This window comes from Aeromonas hydrophila subsp. hydrophila ATCC 7966 (assembly GCF_000014805.1).
GTDB lineage: Bacteria > Pseudomonadota > Gammaproteobacteria > Enterobacterales > Aeromonadaceae > Aeromonas > Aeromonas hydrophila.
The window spans coordinates 1325313-1341979 of the sequence record NC_008570.1 but is presented as its reverse complement, the minus strand read 5'-3'; the positions used below and the strand labels follow the sequence as shown (position 1 = coordinate 1341979).

14 protein-coding genes are annotated in these 16667 nt (G+C 63.0%); 7 read left to right on the top strand and 7 right to left on the bottom strand.

Features of this window, described 5'->3' with window-relative positions; genetic code table 11:
* The first annotated feature begins 252 nt into the window (after window positions 1–252).
* Window positions 253–1230 (top strand): ABC transporter substrate-binding protein, encoded by a 978-nt coding sequence (locus tag AHA_RS06200; protein ID WP_011705146.1) that lies wholly within the window; start codon window positions 253–255, stop codon window positions 1228–1230.
* A 73-nt stretch (window positions 1231–1303) separates the two neighbouring features.
* Here the strand turns inward: AHA_RS06200 and ligA are convergent, their stop codons facing one another.
* From ligA to AHA_RS06185, 3 genes are all read right to left on the bottom strand, one after another.
* The gene (ligA, locus tag AHA_RS06195; protein WP_011705145.1) at window positions 1304–3310 is read right to left on the bottom strand and encodes an NAD-dependent DNA ligase LigA; all 2007 of its coding nucleotides are present in this window, start codon (window positions 3308–3310) and stop codon (window positions 1304–1306) included.
* A 99-nt stretch (window positions 3311–3409) separates the two neighbouring features.
* On the bottom strand, window positions 3410–4522 hold the full coding sequence (gene zipA, locus AHA_RS06190; RefSeq protein WP_011705144.1) for a cell division protein ZipA: 1113 nt from the start codon (window positions 4520–4522) through the stop codon (window positions 3410–3412).
* A gap of 15 nt (window positions 4523–4537) precedes the next feature.
* Window positions 4538–7912, bottom strand: coding sequence for an AAA family ATPase (locus tag AHA_RS06185; RefSeq protein WP_011705143.1), 3375 nt, complete (start codon window positions 7910–7912; stop codon window positions 4538–4540).
* 109 nt (window positions 7913–8021) lie between these two features.
* On the opposite strand from AHA_RS06185, the gene cysZ reads away from it, so the two are divergent.
* On the top strand, window positions 8022–8786 hold the full coding sequence (gene cysZ / locus AHA_RS06180) for a sulfate transporter CysZ (protein ID WP_011705142.1): 765 nt from the start codon (window positions 8022–8024) through the stop codon (window positions 8784–8786).
* 142 nt (window positions 8787–8928) lie between these two features.
* Window positions 8929–9543, top strand: coding sequence for a trimeric intracellular cation channel family protein (locus AHA_RS06175; protein WP_011705141.1), 615 nt, complete (start codon window positions 8929–8931; stop codon window positions 9541–9543).
* Window positions 9544–9637: 94 nt separating this feature from the next.
* Here the strand turns inward: AHA_RS06175 and AHA_RS06170 are convergent, their stop codons facing one another.
* The 4 genes from AHA_RS06170 to AHA_RS06155 form a co-directional block, all read right to left on the bottom strand.
* A complete protein-coding gene (locus AHA_RS06170; protein WP_005303367.1) occupies window positions 9638–9889 on the bottom strand; it encodes a hypothetical protein in 252 nt (83 codons plus the stop codon).
* Window positions 9890–9981: 92 nt separating this feature from the next.
* On the bottom strand, window positions 9982–10527 hold the full coding sequence (locus AHA_RS06165; RefSeq protein ID WP_011705140.1) for a DUF882 domain-containing protein: 546 nt from the start codon (window positions 10525–10527) through the stop codon (window positions 9982–9984).
* A gap of 150 nt (window positions 10528–10677) precedes the next feature.
* Window positions 10678–12162 (bottom strand): L,D-transpeptidase family protein, encoded by a 1485-nt coding sequence (locus tag AHA_RS06160; RefSeq protein ID WP_049048373.1) that lies wholly within the window; start codon window positions 12160–12162, stop codon window positions 10678–10680.
* Between the two features lie 81 nt (window positions 12163–12243).
* Window positions 12244–13014 (bottom strand): substrate-binding periplasmic protein, encoded by a 771-nt coding sequence (locus AHA_RS06155; RefSeq protein ID WP_115586406.1) that lies wholly within the window; start codon window positions 13012–13014, stop codon window positions 12244–12246.
* A 326-nt stretch (window positions 13015–13340) separates the two neighbouring features.
* On the opposite strand from AHA_RS06155, the gene AHA_RS06150 reads away from it, so the two are divergent.
* From AHA_RS06150 to AHA_RS06135, 4 genes are read left to right on the top strand one after another with little or no spacing between them, the layout of a single operon-like run.
* Entirely contained in the window at window positions 13341–13886 is a 546-nt protein-coding gene (locus tag AHA_RS06150) for a hypothetical protein (RefSeq protein WP_011705136.1), read from the top strand.
* Between the two features lie 56 nt (window positions 13887–13942).
* Complete coding sequence (locus AHA_RS06145; protein WP_011705135.1) at window positions 13943–15004, top strand: glycosyltransferase family 2 protein; 1062 nt, start codon at window positions 13943–13945, stop codon at window positions 15002–15004.
* On the top strand, window positions 15001–15372 hold the full coding sequence (locus tag AHA_RS06140; protein WP_005303379.1) for a GtrA family protein: 372 nt from the start codon (window positions 15001–15003) through the stop codon (window positions 15370–15372). Before AHA_RS06145 ends, AHA_RS06140 begins: the two co-directional genes overlap by 4 nt.
* On the top strand, window positions 15372–16535 hold the full coding sequence (locus tag AHA_RS06135; protein ID WP_011705134.1) for a membrane protein: 1164 nt from the start codon (window positions 15372–15374) through the stop codon (window positions 16533–16535). The genes AHA_RS06140 and AHA_RS06135 overlap by 1 nt, the downstream gene beginning before the upstream one ends.
* Window positions 16536–16667: the final 132 nt, after the last annotated feature.

The following is a 16667-nucleotide window of genomic DNA, read 5'->3' as shown; positions in this document are numbered from 1 at the left end:
TATATGTGGTGTCTATTAGGCACCAAAGCGTGACCGTATTTCTTGATCCAGAACAGGTTTTGAGGCGAGTGGCGCAGTTCCCGACCAGTCACAAACGGCCCCATACAAGACCCAATTCAAGCCTGATGCGGGCTGGCGCCCGATACCGGCCAGAGGGAAAAAGATTTCCCTTCCGACAGTAATTGACCGGGACAGGTTTGCACCAAGATGGACATAATGAAGGACAACTCCTCTTGTTCGATGGGAAGCGACATGACCAACCCGCTATTGCTGCTACTGCTGCTGTGTGCCCTCCCGTTGCGGTTGTGGGCGGCCGAGATTCTGGTGATCAGCAGCTACCACCCCGAATACCTGTGGGATCAGAGCTACAACGCCAGCCTGGCCGCCAACCTCAAGGGCGACCACCACATCAGCCACTTCTACATGGATACCAAACGCCGCCCCGCCGAGGAGTTCGATCAGATAGCCGAGCAGGCGCTCGCCTACTATCGCCAGGTGAAACCGGATCTGGTGGTGCTCGGCGATGACAACGCCATCAACTACCTGGCCAGCGACATCGCCTCCCTCGGCACCCCGGTGGTGTTTCTCGGCATGAACGAGAACCCGCGCCACAAGGGGCTGGTCGGCCACCCCAAGATCACCGGCGTGCTGGAGCGCCCCCTGCTCAAACGCAACATCAGCGAGATGAGCCAGCTGATGGGGGGGATCAAGAAGGCACTGGTGCTGTTTGACTCGAGCAATGTGGCGCTCACCGCCATCGAGGATGAGTTCAAGACCCAGACCGAGCTGCGGGTCGGCCAGACCCGGGTCAACAGCCAGCTCATCGGCGACTACAGCCTGTGGCAGGAGGCCGTGCTCAATGCCAAACAGAGTGGTTATGAAGCCATCTTTATCGGCCTCTACCACACCCTCAGCGACGAACAGGGCCGCCATGTGGATGAGAACAGGTTGCTGGAGTGGACCAGCGCCCACAGCCCGGTGCCGCTGTTCTGTTTCTGGGAATTTTCGGTGGGCAAGGGCAAGGCCATCGGTGGCCTGGTGCTGGATGGCCGCGATCAGGGGGCCAAGGCGGCCGAGCTGGTCAACGCCATCCTGGCGGGTGCCCAGCCCAAAACCCTGGCACCGCGCGCCGCCCTGCGTGGCGAGTATGTGTTCAGCAAGAGCGAACTGGCCCGCTGGCAACTCACCCTGCCGGACAAGTGGCGCTACAAGATCCTCTGGCGTGATTGAGCACTGATCAGTGCCCCCATAACAAAGAACCCGGCCATGCCGGGTTCTTTGTTTATCTGATTGAAGCTGCGACTCAGCCCTGCAACGCCTGTTGCAGCTCCTCTTCACTCCAGACTGTGATGCCGAGCTCCTGGGCCTTGACCAGTTTGGAGCCTGCCGCCTCCCCCGCTACCAGCACATCGGTCTTGGCCGACACCGAGCCCGCCACCTTGGCCCCTAGCGCCTGCAGCGCTGCCTTGGCGTCGTTGCGCGACAGCGTGGTGAGGGTACCGGTCAGCACGAAGGTCTTGCCGGCAAAGGGCTGCTCGCTTGCCTCCTTCTTCTCGATGGCAGGCCAGTGGATACCAGCGGCCAGCAGAGCCTCCAGCACCTCGATGTTGTGGGGCTGGCGCAGGAAGTAGTAGACGTGCTTGGCCACTATGTCCCCCACGTCGGCCACTTCCAGCAACTGCTCCACCGAGGCGGCGCGCAGGGCGTCCAAAGTGAGGAAGTGGTTGGCGAGGTTCAAGGCGGTCGCCTCCCCCACTTCGCGGATCCCCAGCGCAAACAGGAAGCGGGGCAGCGTGGTGCTGCGGGCCGCATCGATGGCGGCCACCAGATTGAGGGCCGACTTTTGCCCCATCCGCTCGAGCCCGGCCAGCTGAATGGCGTTGAGGCTGAACAAGTCCGCCGGGGTCTTCACCAGCCCCTTGTCCACCAGTTGCTCCACTATCTTGTCGCCAAGGCCGTCCACGTCCATGGCACGGCGGGCGGCGAAGTGCTTGATCGCCTCCTTGCGCTGCGCCTCGCAGAACAGGCCGCCGGAGCAGCGGGTCACCGCCTCTCCCTCCAGCCGCTCCACCGCCGAGCCGCACACCGGACACTCGGTCGGGAACAGGATCGCGCGGGCATCCGCCGGGCGCTGCGCCTCCACTACCGCCACGATCTGCGGGATCACGTCCCCGGCCCGGCGCACGATCACGGTGTCGCCGATCATCACGCCAAGGCGCTCAATCTCGTCGGCATTGTGCAGGGTGGCGTTGGAGACTGTGACACCGCCGACAAATACCGGCTTGAGCTTGGCCACCGGGGTCACGGCGCCGGTACGGCCGACCTGGAACTCGACGTTCTCAAGCTCCGTCATCTCCTCCTGGGCCGGGAACTTGTGGGCGGTGGCCCAGCGCGGCGCCCGCGCCACAAACCCGAGCTCCTCCTGCAGGGGGATGGCATCCACCTTGTAGACCACGCCGTCGATCTCGTAGGGGAGCTCGCCGCGGCGCGCCAGGATGTCGTCGTGGAACGCCTGGCAACCGGCGGCCCCCTCCTTGAGCTTCACCTCGGGACTGAGCGGCAGCCCCCACTCTTTGAGCTGATTGAGGCGACCGAAGTGAGAGCCACCGAGCTGCTCGCCACCCACCCCCACGCCATAGGCGTAGAAGGCCAGCGGGCGGCTGGCGGTGATGCGCGAGTCGAGCTGGCGCAGGCTGCCGGCGGCGGCATTGCGCGGGTTGACGAACACCTTCTCGCCGGCGGCCAGCGCCTTGGCGTTCATCGCCTCGAACCCCGCCTTGGGCATGAACACCTCGCCACGCACTTCCAGCCGGGCCGGCCAGCCCTCGCCACGCAGGGACAAGGGAATGGCCTTGATGGTGCGCACGTTCTCGGTGATCTCCTCACCCGTGGTGCCATCGCCCCGGGTGGCGGCCTGCACCAGCTGGCCAGCCACATAGAGCAGGCTCACCGCCAGACCGTCCAGCTTGGGCTCGCAGCAGAAGGTAAAGCTCACCTCCCGCTTGAGGCGATCGCGCATGCGCTGCTCGAAGGCCTGCAGCTCCTCGCCGCTGAACACGTTGTCCAGGCTCAGCATGGGGATCTCGTGGCGCACCTGCTTGAAGGCGGTCAGCGGCTGGCCGCCCACCCGTACGCTCGGCGAGGCCGGCGTCTTCAGCTCGGGGTGCTCGGCTTCCAGCACGATCAGCTCACGCATCAGGCGATCGTATTCGGCGTCCGGCACCGTGGGGTTGTCCAGCACATAGTACTGATGACCGTACTCGATCAGCAGCTCACACAGTTGACGGTGGCGGGAGAGGATATCGCTCATGAAAAAGTCTCGAAGTGTGATGGAAAAACCGGCCAGCGGACCAATAAAAATGCGGCACCTGGGTACCGCACTTTTTATTCATTAGACCCGCATGGCGTATTAGTCGCGACTGGCCTCGTAGGCGGCCAGCTCATGCCGGTAACGGGCGATGGTCTCGTCGCTCAGCGGGCTGCGATCCATATCCGTCAGCATGGCATCGAGATCGCTGGCCAGCTGATCGGCGGCCTGCAGCATGTCCTCAAAGGCAAACGCAGCGTTGCTGCGCAGCGGCAGCTGCATGAAAAGCGACACGCCCGGGGTGGCGAACTGCTCCATCCGGTACGGATTGAAGGTGCCCGGCTTGACCATGTTGATCATGGAGAAGAGCACTTCTCCCTTGCCATTCGGATCTTCGTGACGGTGGAAAATATCCATCTCGCCAAACTTGAAGCCCAGCGCCAGCAGGGAAGAGAGCAGGGTGGCCCCTTGCAGATCATGACCCGGACGGCCCATCAGGTTGATGACATAGACATCCTGCCAGATCTTCTCGACCGGCGCGGCACGTACCGGCTCTTCATAGACGGGCTCCTCGTAGGCAGGCTCGGGGGCTGCATGACGGGGCTGCGCCTGGTATTCGGGTGCGGCGACCGGGGCCGGCTCGCGGGCACCGAAAGTGGGTGCGGTCGCGTAGGCGGGCTCGACCAGCGGCTCTTCGTCCAGCGGTTGCAGCAGCGGCTCGCGCTGGGGACGGGAACGGTGAACCGGGGTACGGCGAATGACCTGGGCGGGCTTGCGCACCGGCGCGGCAGGCACTTCCTCGACGGCTGCGGCAACCGGCTCCTCGAACTCCTCCTCGTCTTCTTCATAGACGGGGGGCGGCGGCACGGGGCGGGCGGCAGGCTTGCGTACCACGGGCGGCGGCAGATCGGCGTCGTCATCTTCATCATCGAAGGCGGGCGCAGGCGCACGACGGCTGACTTCCGGCTGGCGGGGCTCATCATGGTGGAGTTTGGGCTCGGCACGACGGCCACCGCTGACCACTCGCACCTGACCGATGCCATCGCTGTCGAAGGCGTCGTTGTCACGATCCCGTGATTTGGATTCCATCCGGCCCAGAGGTTTCTCTTTGATCGGTGCCTGACGATTCTTTCTGTTGCTCCACAACCCGTGAATGAGCAATGCCGCGATGGCAATACCGCCCAGGGCAACCAAGATGTAACGCAATTCCTGCATTAGCTGCTTCTCTTTCTAGTTTTGCTCAGCCAAAGCGACGGCTTCACCGATATCGACCGACACTATGCGCGAAACCCCGGGCTCTTGCATCGTGACGCCAACCAGCTGCTCAGCCATCTCCATGGAGACCTTATTATGACTGATGTAAACGAACTGTACTGTGCTCGACATCTCTTTGACAAGAGAACAGAAGCGACCGACGTTCACTTCATCGAGCGGTGCATCCACCTCATCCAGCAGACAAAATGGTGCTGGGTTGAGTCTGAAGATGGCAAAAACCAGCGCAAGTGCGGTTAACGCCTTCTCCCCCCCGGAAAGCAGGGCAATGGTAGCATTCTTCTTACCCGGAGGTCTCGCCATGATGCTCACTCCGGCCTCCAAAAGATCATCGGAGGTGAGCTCAAGCCAGGCACTGCCCCCCCCGAACACTTTCGGAAAGAGGGATTTTAAATCTTCGTTGACCTTATCGAAAGTATCCCGGAACCGTATTTGTGTCTCTTTATCAATTCTTTTAATGGCTTGGCTCAAGGTTTCCAGCGCCTGTTCCAGATCCTGGCACTGGTTTTCCAGGTAGCTTGAGCGGGTTTTCGCCTCTTCATACTCCTCGAGGGCCGCCAGGTTGATGGCGCCAAGCGCCTCCACCTGTGCCTCCAGGGTCTGGATCTCCTGGCGCAGCTTGCCGCGATCAGCGGCAATCAGCACCGCCTGATCGAGATCCACCAGCCGCACGCCCAGCTCTTCGAACTGCTCGTGCAGCCCCTGCCGGCGCGTCAGGTTGCGTTCACGCTCAAGGCGCAGGGTCGCCAGCTTCTCCTGAATTTGTACCAGCTGCTTGTGATCGGCGCTTCTGGCCTGCTCCAGCTCGGTCAGCTGACGCTCCAGCTCCGCAAGCCGCTGATGACAGGCGAGCTGCTGCGCCTCAAGATTGCGCTGCTCGGCCAGCAGGGGCGACAGATCCTGACCCGGCGCAGCGCCCGGCTCCTTGAGCTCGGCCAGCTCCAGCCCGAGGCGGGCCAGCTCCTGTTCGCGCAGGGCGATGAGCTGGCGCAGGTTCTGCTGCTCCAGTTGCAGTCGCTGGCAGGCGGCCTGCTGCTGCTCCCGGCGCAGGCGCGCCTCTTCCAGCGCCCGCTCCGCCCCGCTCGCCTGCTCCTGGGCGAGCAGCAGCGCCTCGGCAAGCGCCTCGCCCTGCTCCTGCAGCTCGCCAAGGGCCGCCTCACCTTGCTCAAGCCGCTCCCCGGCCGACGCCAGCCGCTCGGCCTCCTCGGCCTGCTCTTGCGCCAGTCGCGTCAGCTCTTCCCCCAGCTGGCCGAGGCGCTGCAACCGCTCCTGCCGTTGCCCCTCGCGCAGGCTCCAGGCTTCGCGCAGTTGCTGCCACTGCTGCTCCTGCTCGCGCAGGGTACGCAGAGCCTGCTCATGGGCGCCGTGCAGCTGGGCCCGCGTCGCGTTGGCGGCGGCAAACTGCTCATCGAGCCGGCGCAGCGCCTCCCGGCCTGCGGCCTGCTCGGTGTGCAACCGCTCACGTTCACCGAGCAGCGCCAGGGTACCGAGTGCCATGCCCTCCCCCAGATCCGCCCAGTTGGGACCAAACCAGTCGCCCGCAGGAGTGAGCAGCGACTCACCGGCCGCGAGGCTCGGCTGGCGGGCCAATGCCGCTTCCCGGCTCTCCACCAGCCAGATGGCATTGAGGAAGGAAGGAATGTGCTCGCCGCCCAGCTGCGCCGCCAGGGTACCGGCAACCGCCGGCTGGGCCGGGCCGATCCAGAGCCCGGACTGCGTCAGATTGCACTCATCCGCCGGGGTGGCGGTGAGCCAGCGACCGAGCACCTTGTCCAGCCCCCGGGCCCACTCGGGAGGCACCTGCAGCCGATCCGCCAGGGTGGCGCCCGCCATCTGCTCCCCCAGGATCTGATCCAGGGTGGCGAGGCGAGCCTCCAGCTCGCGCAGCAAGCCCTGCTGGTGACCCTGCTCTGTCTTGAGTGCTTCGTGGCGGGCCACGGCGGCCTGCCACGCCGCTTCGGACTCCTCATGGCGGGCGCGGGAGAGCGCGAGCTCCGCCGCCAGCGCATCGAGCGCCGGTTGCAGGTTCTCCCCTTCCCCGCCGAGGGGCCCGGCCTGTTCATCTTCCAGCTTGAGACGGGCCAGCCGGGTCTTGGCCTGCAGCTCCTGCAGACCGTTCACCTCGGCGCGGGTCTGGTTGAGCCGCCCCTGTAACTGCCCCAACTGCTGCTGCCACTGCTGCTGGCGCTGGCGCGCCTGCTCGAGCCGCTCGGTCGCCGCCGCCCGCACGCTCTGCTGGTCGGTAAGCAACTGCTCACACTGCTCGAGGCGTGCCGACGCGACCTCGCCCTGCAACGTGCTTTCGCTCAGCTGTTCCAGCTGGCCGGCCAGTTGGGACTTGAGCCCCTCGATACGCTCGCCGAGGGCTTGCCGCCTTGCCTGCCAGTCGCGGCCTAGCTCGCTCTGGTGCAGTTGCTGCTGCTCGAGACGGGCGATGGCCTGCCCGCCGAGAAAAATCTGTTGCTGGCGGCTGGCCTGCTCGGCCTGCGCCTCCTGGCGGGCCACCGACAGGGTGACGTGACGCCCCTCGTCGGCGGTGCGCTTGGCATCGAGCGCCGCCAGCGCCTGCTCGGTCTGGGCCAGTTCGGTCTTGGCCTCGCCGAGGCGCGTCTCCAGCGCCCACAGTTCCGAGCCGATCAGCTCGGCGCGGGCGGCGCGCGAACGGTTCTTGAGCTGCTTGTAGCGCTCGGCTGTCTCGGCCTGGGCCTTGAGATGCTCGAGGCGTGAGCCCAGCTCGCCGCGGATGTCACCGAGGCGCTCCAGGTTCTCCTGGGTATGGCGGATGCGCTGCTCGGTCTCGCGGCGCCGCTCCTTGTAGCGGGAGACCCCGGCGGCCTCTTCCATGAACAGCTTGAGATCGGCGGGGCGGGACTCCACCAGCCGGCTGACGGTGCCCTGTTCGATGATGGCGTAGCTGCGCGGCCCCAGGCCAGTGCCGAGGAAAAGGTCGGTCACGTCCTTGCGGCGGCACTTCTGGCCGTTGATCTGGTAGTGGTTGGAGCCATCGCGCAGCACTTCGCGGCGCACCGAGATCTCGGTAAAGCGGCCGAACTCGCCGGGCACCCGGTTGTGGGGGTTGTCGAACACCAGCTCCACCGAGGCACGGCCGTGGGCGCTGCGGTTGACGGAGCCGTTGAAGATGACGTCGGTCATGTTTTCGCCGCGCAGATGGCGGGCGGAGCTCTCCCCCAGCACCCAGCGCACGGCGTCGATGACGTTGGATTTGCCGCAGCCGTTGGGGCCCACCACGGCGGTCATGTCGGCGTTGAGTTCGATGCGGGTCGGCTCGACAAACGACTTGAAACCGGCGAGTTTGATCAATTTCAGACGCATGGCGGCCTATGTGGGTAACGAAATAAAGAGGAGGCGGGCAGGCGACTTTACCAAATCAAAAGCTTGTTTGTAATATGCAGGCAGTTTCCCATGAACAGATGGAGCTCAGATGAGCCACTCACCCCGTATGGTAAAAGACTCGATCAGCGGCGCAGACTACTTCCTGCGCGGCTTCTCGCTCATTCGTCAGCCCGGCATCCGCACCTTCGTGCTGATCCCCCTGCTGGTCAACTTCGTGCTGTTTGCCGGCGCCTTCTACGCCCTGCTGCTGCAGCTGGACGGCCTGTTCGGCTGGCTGCACCAGCAGATCCCGAGCTGGCTCGACTGGCTGGACTATCTGCTCTGGCCCATCGCCCTCATCACCATCCTGGTGGTCTTCTCTTTCCTGTTCAGCTCGGTGGCCAACTGGATAGCGGCCCCCTTCAACGGCCTGCTGGCGGAGAAGGTGGAACAGGCCCTCACCGGCGAGACCGTCAGCGATACCGGCATGCTGGACATCGTCAAGGACGTGCCGCGCACCTTCGGCCGCGAGTGGACCAAGCTCAAATACTACCTGCCCAAGGCCATCGGCTGCCTGATCCTGTTCCTCATTCCGGTGGTGGGCCAGACCCTGGCGCCGGTGCTCTGGTTCCTGTTCAGCGCCTGGATGATGGCGATCCAGTACGTCGACTATCCGTTCGACAACCACAAGATCGACTTCATCACCATGCGCGACGCCCTCAAGCAGCGCCGCGGCAAGTGCCTGAGCTTCGGTGCCCTGGTCACCCTCTTCTCCGCCATCCCGGTGGTGAACCTGTTCGTGATGCCGGTAGCCATCTGCGGCGCCACCGCCATGTGGGTCGATCACTACCGCGCCGAACAGCTCAGACGCTGAGCCGGTTGGTAGTGACAACAGGGCTCCCTTGGGGGCCCCGTTTCATTTTTGCATTATAAAAAATAATGCATAGCCTTCATTGCTTGTCCCCTATAGCGCGACTTGATAGGATGCGGGGCTTTCTCGCACCCTGGGATATCTCATGTTACATGCACTCTTCTTGCTGGGCCTGGTGGCCGAAGGGATGACAGGCGCGCTGGCCGCGGGCCGGCGACGGATGGATCTGTTTGGCGTGGTGATCATCGCATCGGCGACCGCCATCGGGGGCGGCACCATTCGCGACGTGCTGCTGGGCCATTACCCCCTGCTCTGGGTCGAACACCCGGAGTATGTGCTGCTGGTCGCCGGCGCGGCCATGGCCGGCGTCATCTCGGCGCCGCTGATGCGCTACCTCGGCAAGCTGTTCATGGCGCTCGATGCCCTGGGGCTGGTGGTCTTTTCCATCTTCGGCGCGGCAAGGGCGCTGGAGATGGGCCACGGTGCCGGGATCGCCTGCATCATGGCGGTGGTGACAGGGGCCTTCGGCGGCGTGCTCAGAGACCTGCTCTGCCAGCGCATTCCGCTGGTGTTTCGCCGCGAGCTCTATGCCGCCATCTCGCTGGTGACGGCCGCCATCTACTGCCTGGCGCTCGATCAGGGCCTGCCCAACGACTGGGCCGCCTTCGGCGCCATCGGCATCGGTTTCGTGCTGCGCCTCCTGGCAGTGCGCTTCAAATGGGGGCTGCCTACCTTCCACTACCAGTACGCCACGCACTGAGCGCGCCAGCTTCTGGCAAGCCGGTACGGATTGCAGCCAACAAAAAAGCGCCGGTCAGGCGCTTTTTTGTATGGGCAACGGGGCTGTTGCGGCCTCAGTTGATTCCTTCCGAGCTGAAGAAGGTCGCCTTGTCGGCGATGAAACGGATCTTGATGTTCTTGCCCTCGTCACCCCAGATGCAGCTGGTAGTCCCCAGTGCATCGTCACAACGCTCGGCCTTGCCGAGGATGCTGCTCGCCTCGGCGTAGCTGATCCCCATCTTGAGCTTGTCGTAGTTTTCACGGTTGAGCTTGCCGCAACCGGTCAGCAGCAGGGCAATCAGCCCGCCAAGCAAAATATGTTTCATCTGGTTCTCCTCTGCATGGTATCCAGAGCCTACCAGCTCGGCCACCCCGCTGACCAGTCACCCGCCGGGCAGGAGTCGCCAGCAGCCAGCCGTTACCAGCTGCGCACCGGCCCGGTGTCGAGGTGCACGAAGTTGTCGCTCGGGTAGTAACCGACGCCACCCACCTTGAGATGGAGCGCCGCCTTGCGCAGGTGCGCCAGCTGTACTCCGGGAATGCGCACATCCACCGCCTGCCCCAGGGTATGGTAGCTGTGCTTAGCCACGGCGCGGCTGCGGCTGCGCTTCTGGCGATTGGTCACGGGGGAGCGATAGCCCGAGATGAGCTGGATTTCACCGTGGCGACCCAGCTTGTGCTGCAGCAGGTAGAGCTGGTCGAACAGCTTGCGGTCGATGTTGAACACTTCGTTGCGACGGTAGTCGCGAAAGATGTGGTTGAGCTCGGCCAGCCCGTCTTTCAGGTAGCGGCCGTCTTCCCAATAGCTGGCGCGCACCCGCTCGCCGGTATTGAGATTGAAGAAACTGAGTTCACGTCCTGCCGTACTGCGGCTCGCCATGGCGGGGAAGGACAGCAGCGAGCCCCCCAGCAGGCAACCGGCACCCAGCAGCAGGCGACGTCGGCTTATCTCTTGATCAAGCATCCCTTGTCCGTCCATCGCTATGTTGAGGTGAAACCGTTGAATGAATTTGATACAGGCGCTTGAAACTACCCGCCGAGCCGGCCGCTGTCAAACCGCAAGGGGCCATGAAAAAGCCCGGCGCAGGCCGGGCTTTTCACTCTGTGGCGAGGATCACAGCAAGCGACTCTGGTAGCTGACTCGATCAAATCCATAGATGTCGTTGCGCAGTTGCTGACGTCCATCCTCGTCGATCCAGCTGCTCCAGTAGACGGTGAACACCGGGATCGGGGTGGTCAGCGGCAGCCACTTGGTCTGGGTCTCTTTCAGGATGCTGGCCACCTTGTCCGGCTGATAGCGGGAGTCCGCCAGCAGCAGCTCGGCCAGATCGTCGGCGTGCTCCACCCGGATGCAGCCTGAGCTGAAGGCGCGCGCGCCCTGCTCGAACAGCGCCTTGCGCGGGGTGGAGTGCAGGTAGATGGCCTCGTTGTTGGGCAGATAGAACTTGTAGCGGCCCAGTGCGTTGTGATCACCCGGCTTTTGCCGCAGCCGGTAGGGGAAGCCGGACGCCAGCGCCTGCTGCCAGCCCTCTTCGGTGAACTGCACCGGATTGCCCTCGCCATCGATCACCTCGAACTGCTCGCGATTGAGGTAGGCGGGATCTCGTCCCAGCTTGGGCAGAATGTCCTTGCTCAGGATGGAGCGCGGCACGTGCCAGGCCGGGTTCAGCACGATGGAGCGGATCTCGCTGGCGAGGATCGGGGTCGCCCGCTGCTCCTTGCCCACGATCACCCGGCTGGTGAATACCTCGTTGCCGGACTCCACCACGCTCAGCCGATAGTCGGGAATGTTGACCAGCACGTAGCGGGCGCCGGAGAGCTGATCCACTAGGTCACGTCGCCACAGGTTGCGCAGCAGCAGGCTGGCGCGCACCTCGGGCCCGGTATTGAGCCAGCTGCGGGTCTGCCGGCCTATGATGCCGTCGGCGGTCAGGCCGTGGCGGCGCTGGAACTGCTTGACTGCTTGCAGGGTCTCGGCGTCGTAGGTGGCGTCATCATGGCGCGGGGCCGTGTCGCCCAGCTCGTTGAGGATGGAGCGGATCTGGCCCAGCTCCGGGGAGACTTCACCGGCCCGCAGGGTCGGCATGGTCAGAGTCGGCCACTTCTTGGCCATCGGCAGCGCCAGCAGCTTGCGCACTTCCTCGCGCACCGCGTCATATTCCGCGACCTGGGGTCTGAGCTGCCTGACCTGCTCCAGCAGGTTGTCGCCGGCCGGCTCGTGGGCCAGCGGCTTGTTGAGGTTGAGCTTGAGGGTCTGCATCTGCTCGCGGGAGACCAGATCCATGGCCCGCCACGCCTGCTGGAACCGGGCCAGCTTGCCAAACGCCTCGTCATAGAGGGCGCCACGCTGATCCGCCGGCTTGGCCTGCAGCTTCTTCCAGAGCGTGTAAAAATCCGGGTGCAACTGGGCCAGCACGGCCTCCTGCAGCTGCAGCTCCAGCTCACGCCTGGCCTGCTCCGCGGTGCTGTTCTGATACCAGTCGTGCTGCATCGCAGCATTGCTCACCACCACCTGGCCCTCGCTGGCCTGTACCATGGCCGCCGGCCAGCAGCCCAGCCAGATCAGGTTTGCCAATGCCAGCCAATACTTCTTCCCCATGCTTACCTCAAGATCGGTTCACTTCAGCCTGTCAGACCCGGCGGTCAAGGCGCTCATGATGCGTGAATGCCCGCGACTTTACTAGCTGGCGGGCGCGTAGCGCCGCCAGATAATGTCATACTCATTTGTTGCTTTAAATTCAGCCAGTTCGCGATTGAACGCGCTGACAAATTCGGGTGACAGCCGCTTCCTGCTGAACATGAAGAAGGTCGGCGCTTCATATACGGCCATGGTGTGGGGAACGATCAGATCGCTCAGCCCCTCCTCCTTCAGGCCCCAGGGGGTGGCCAGCACATCACCGAGAAAGCCGTCGATGCGTCCCAGTACCAGCTTGCCATAGTTTTGCTCGTCATTGACCACGCTCACCTGAGCGGCATAACGGCGCAGCAACTCGCTGATCTCGGCCCCATAGTAGTAGTCCTTGGTGATGCCCAGGGTATGGCCGCTGGCCAGCCAGCTGGCCAGATCGGTTTCAGGGTAAGAGGATGACTTGCGGATCCAGAGCGCACTGCGACCCGGATTGTAGGCATCGGAGAACCAGGCATAGCGGGCGCGGTCCTCATTGAAATAGGCCTCCATGGCGATGTCGACCGAGCCCAGCGACAGACCGTGCAGCACCCGCTTCCAGGGCATCTCAACATAGCTGGCCTTGCAATCGAGCCGCTTGAGCATGGCGGTGAGCGCCTCGACGGCAAAGCCGCGCAGCTCCTTCTGCCCGGCCGCCGTGCCGGCGTAATAGTGATAAGGCGGCCAGTTGTCAAAACCGACCCGCAAGGGCGAGGGACACAGACTGTTTGCCGAGGCCAGCGGCGCCAGCAAGCAGAGCATCCAGCAGCAGAGTTTCAGCTTCATGGGTCATCCTTGACTGCGTGATACGCCATCATAAATCGGCCTAGGCAAAATGGCGACAGATCCTGCCACAGCGATGCAGGCTCCCGGCCGTGTGAGCGGCGCCCTCGTTTATGCTTGTCAGAGCCGGGCCTGAAATACGCCTGGCCTTCGCCAGATCTCCGGCTCGCCAGGGCAGGTAAAATACGGGAACAGCAACATTTGGAACACCGGCCGGAAAGGGGTTAATATGTGACCAAATATATTTTTGTGATCCACTATGCTTTTTTTGCAATTGGATTAGCATATGCGCGAAATCAGCCTACAAACCGTGAGGCGCAGAGAGTGATATGACGTACAAAAAGTTTGGTTTTCTGACCGCCATCATGGCGCTGAGTGGTTTCTACCTTTATACCCTTTACTTGGCCGCCCACCCCAACGTGAGCCTGGCCTACAAGCTCTATTACCTGGAAGGCAAGACCCGCTTCTGGGAGCACAACTCCAGCATGACCTACCAGCCCGGCAACGAGCTCAATCTGACCAAGCCGAGCCGTTTCCTCTCCAGCGAAGGCTGGGCCAAGAAACCGAGTGCGGACGGCACCGAACTGAGCGGCCAGGGCGGCCTCTACTTCGTGCTGCCCAAGCAGCAGGCGCAGCCGGAACAGCTGACCATCCAGGCCCGGGTCAACAGCCCGCAGGCCGGAGCTCTGCTCAAGGTGGCACTGGGTCACGATTTCACCACCACCGTCAAGCTGGCCAAGGCTGGCATCAACGAGATCCGTCTCAGCCTGCCGGGCGAGTCGCTGACCTCGGACCCCAAGCGTCCCAACTTTCTGGCGCTCTCCGCCCCGACGCCGCTCAATATCCAGTCGGTGCGCTTGACCGTCGCCCAATAAGACGTATTCTCCAATACGCTGTTTTATAAAATAATTTTCCAAATAAGGAAGTTTTCATGTCGCATGCCGATTTTCGACTCTCTCTGATCGTTCCCGTTTACAACGAGGAAGAGAGCATAGATGCCTTCATCAACGCGATAGATAACGAACTGGCGCCGCTCAAGGATCAGCTGGAAATTGTATTCGTCAACGACGGCAGCCGCGACCGCACCCGTGAGGTGGTCGAGCAGGCCATCGTCCGCGACCCACGCGTCACCCTAGTCAACCTGGCCCGCAACTTCGGCAAGGAAGCAGCCATGACCGCCGGCCTGCATCATGCCAAGGGTGATGCCGTGGTGCCGATGGACGTGGATCTGCAGGATCCGCCCGCACTCATTCTCGAATTCGTCAAGCTGTGGCAGACCGGCGACTACGACACCGTCTACGGCATCCGGGTGGATCGCAGCGCCGACACCCCGATGAAGCGCCTCACCGCTGGCGGCTTCTACCGCTTCTTCAACGCCCTCTCCACCAGCACCAAGCTGCCGGAGAACGCCGGTGACTTCCGCCTGATCGACCGCAAGGTGGTCGAGGCGATCAAGCAGCTGCCGGAGCGCAACCGCTTCATGAAGGGGCTGTTCGCCTGGGCCGGTTTCCGTGCCATCGGCGTGCCCTACGAGCGCCCCGCCCGCCACGCCGGCGAGACCAAGTTCAACTACTGGAAGCTGTGGAACTTCGCCCTTGACGGCCTGATGAGCTTCTCCAGCTGGCCGCTGCGGGTATGGAGCTACGTCGGCGTCGGCGTCTCCTTCGTCGCCTTCCTCTACATCCTCAAGATCGTCACCCAGGTGGTCTTCTTCGGCATCGACGTGCCGGGTTACGCCTCCTTGATGTCGGTGGTGCTGTTCCTCGGCGGTATCCAGCTGCTGTCGCTCGGCATCATCGGCGAGTACATCGGCCGCATGTTCGTGGAAGTGAAGCAGCGCCCCGTCTACCTCATCGAAGGGGTATACGGCCAATATGCCAAACAGGATGAAGAGCCGAAGCAGGACGCCGCCACCGGCAGCAAGAAGAGCGCCGGCAAGAAGGCTGCTGCCGCGAAAGCCGCTGATGACCAGCAGGAGCAGGCTTCTCAATGATCTCCCGCGAGGAATTCTGGCGGCTGGTACGTTTCGGGTTTGTCGGCGGGGGAGCTACCCTCGTCGATCTGGGCACCTCCATCGCCCTGTTTCACACCTGGCCCACCATCTCGGAGCACCTGGTGACGACGCTGGCCTTTGCCATCGCCTTCTGGTTCTCCTTCTTCGGTCACCGTTACATCACCTTCCAGAAGCAGGGTGCCGCCAGCAAGTTCTTGCTGGTCGCCCTCTTCTCGCTGGCGGTGCGTAACCTGATATTGAGCGGTCTGCTGTTTGCGGGTCTTTCCGGTCTGTTGCCGGTGGTGATCGCCACCCTGACGGTCACCGTGCTCACCTACCTCCTCTCCAGGATCTGGGTATTTGCCTGATGAATGACATGACTACTTCCATCACCCCTGACAATGCGGGCCCCTATCGCCCGTCACTGGCCATCAGCAGCCGTGACTGGCTGATGATCATTGCCGCCTTCGTGCTGAGCCGGGCCGCCCTCTACGGCATGGGCTATTTCGGCGTACAGCTCTACGGCTCCCCCGACATAGGCCCGCTGCAGGCCTATTGCCAGTTCGACTGCGTCTGGTTCCAGCGCATCATCGAGAACGGCTACGATCTCTACCCGCGCTGGTTGAGCAAGGGCAATGCGGCCAACTGGGCCTTCATGCCGCTCTACCCGATGATCTCCGGCACCATCTCCAACCTGCTCAACGTCGAGAGTCTGATCGGCCTGATGCTGGTAGCCAACCTGGCGTTCTTCATCAGCCTGCCGCTGATGCTGCTGGTGCTGCGCCAGCTCAAGCTGGGTGACGACACCGCTCGCTTCGGCGTCTGGCTGCTCGCCTTCTCCCCCTTCTCCGCCTACTTCGTCTCCGGCTATACCGAGTCGATGTTCATGGCACTGATGCTGGGAATGTTCCTGTTCGCCTATCGCCAGCAGTGGCTGATGGTGGCGCTGCTCGGCGTGTTCATCTCCGCCACCCGCAACCTGGGGGTGATGATGGTGTTCCCGGTGCTGATCCTGGCGCTGCAGGCCTACGGCTGGCGCGAGTTCTTCCGCTTCACCGAGCGCGCCTTCAAGGTGGTGTTCACCCTCTGGATGATCCCGCTCGGCCTGTTCGCCTACATGTTCTACCTCTATCACCTCACCGGTGATGCGCTGGCGTTCAAGCACATCCAGGTGGCCTGGGGCCGTTACATGGACAGCCCGCTGGACTGGTGGCTGAGCGGCTTTGAACTGGGCGGACGCAAATCCTACCTCTCCATCATGGTGATGTTTGGCTGGGCTCTGAACCTCTATCTGTTCAGCCAGAAGCGCTGGGCCGAGGCGACCCTGATGTTCATCTGCTGCACCATTCCGCTGATGACAGGGCTCAACGCCATGCCGCGCTACATGTTCGGCCTCTATCCGACCATGCTGGCGATCATCCTGCTTACTCATCGCTGGCCGGCCATTCGCCCGGCCGTGCTCTGCCTGAGCGGCATGGTGGCCTCCTTCATCGCGGTGGCCTTCGTCAACTTCAAGTTCTTCACCGTGTGACGAAGGTGGCAATGCAACAAGCCGGTCTATCGACCGGCTTTTTTATGGGCGCGACACCCCGCTCACACTTTTCCATTCTTGAAAACGTAACCATTTGAACTGATGTCACAAATCGACGGTTTGCCTGTCCAA

What these genes read in the sequence shown, in the direction of transcription:
- AHA_RS06160 (WP_049048373.1), bottom strand. Translation starts at nt 12,162, where the DNA reads ATGGGGAAGAAGTATTGGCTGGCATTGGCAAACCTGATCTGGCTGGGC.
- cysZ (WP_011705142.1), top strand. Translation starts at nt 8,022, where the DNA reads ATGAGCCACTCACCCCGTATGGTAAAAGACTCGATCAGCGGCGCAGAC.
- AHA_RS06175 (WP_011705141.1), top strand. Translation starts at nt 8,929, where the DNA reads ATGTTACATGCACTCTTCTTGCTGGGCCTGGTGGCCGAAGGGATGACA.
- AHA_RS06200 (WP_011705146.1), top strand. Translation starts at nt 253, where the DNA reads ATGACCAACCCGCTATTGCTGCTACTGCTGCTGTGTGCCCTCCCGTTG.
- ligA (WP_011705145.1), bottom strand. Translation starts at nt 3,310, where the DNA reads ATGAGCGATATCCTCTCCCGCCACCGTCAACTGTGTGAGCTGCTGATC.
- AHA_RS06165 (WP_011705140.1), bottom strand. Translation starts at nt 10,527, where the DNA reads ATGCTTGATCAAGAGATAAGCCGACGTCGCCTGCTGCTGGGTGCCGGT.
- AHA_RS06185 (WP_011705143.1), bottom strand. Translation starts at nt 7,912, where the DNA reads ATGCGTCTGAAATTGATCAAACTCGCCGGTTTCAAGTCGTTTGTCGAG.
- AHA_RS06170 (WP_005303367.1), bottom strand. Translation starts at nt 9,889, where the DNA reads ATGAAACATATTTTGCTTGGCGGGCTGATTGCCCTGCTGCTGACCGGT.
- AHA_RS06150 (WP_011705136.1), top strand. Translation starts at nt 13,341, where the DNA reads ATGACGTACAAAAAGTTTGGTTTTCTGACCGCCATCATGGCGCTGAGT.
- zipA (WP_011705144.1), bottom strand. Translation starts at nt 4,522, where the DNA reads ATGCAGGAATTGCGTTACATCTTGGTTGCCCTGGGCGGTATTGCCATC.
- AHA_RS06145 (WP_011705135.1), top strand. Translation starts at nt 13,943, where the DNA reads ATGTCGCATGCCGATTTTCGACTCTCTCTGATCGTTCCCGTTTACAAC.
- AHA_RS06135 (WP_011705134.1), top strand. Translation starts at nt 15,372, where the DNA reads ATGAATGACATGACTACTTCCATCACCCCTGACAATGCGGGCCCCTAT.
- AHA_RS06155 (WP_115586406.1), bottom strand. Translation starts at nt 13,014, where the DNA reads ATGAAGCTGAAACTCTGCTGCTGGATGCTCTGCTTGCTGGCGCCGCTG.
- AHA_RS06140 (WP_005303379.1), top strand. Translation starts at nt 15,001, where the DNA reads ATGATCTCCCGCGAGGAATTCTGGCGGCTGGTACGTTTCGGGTTTGTC.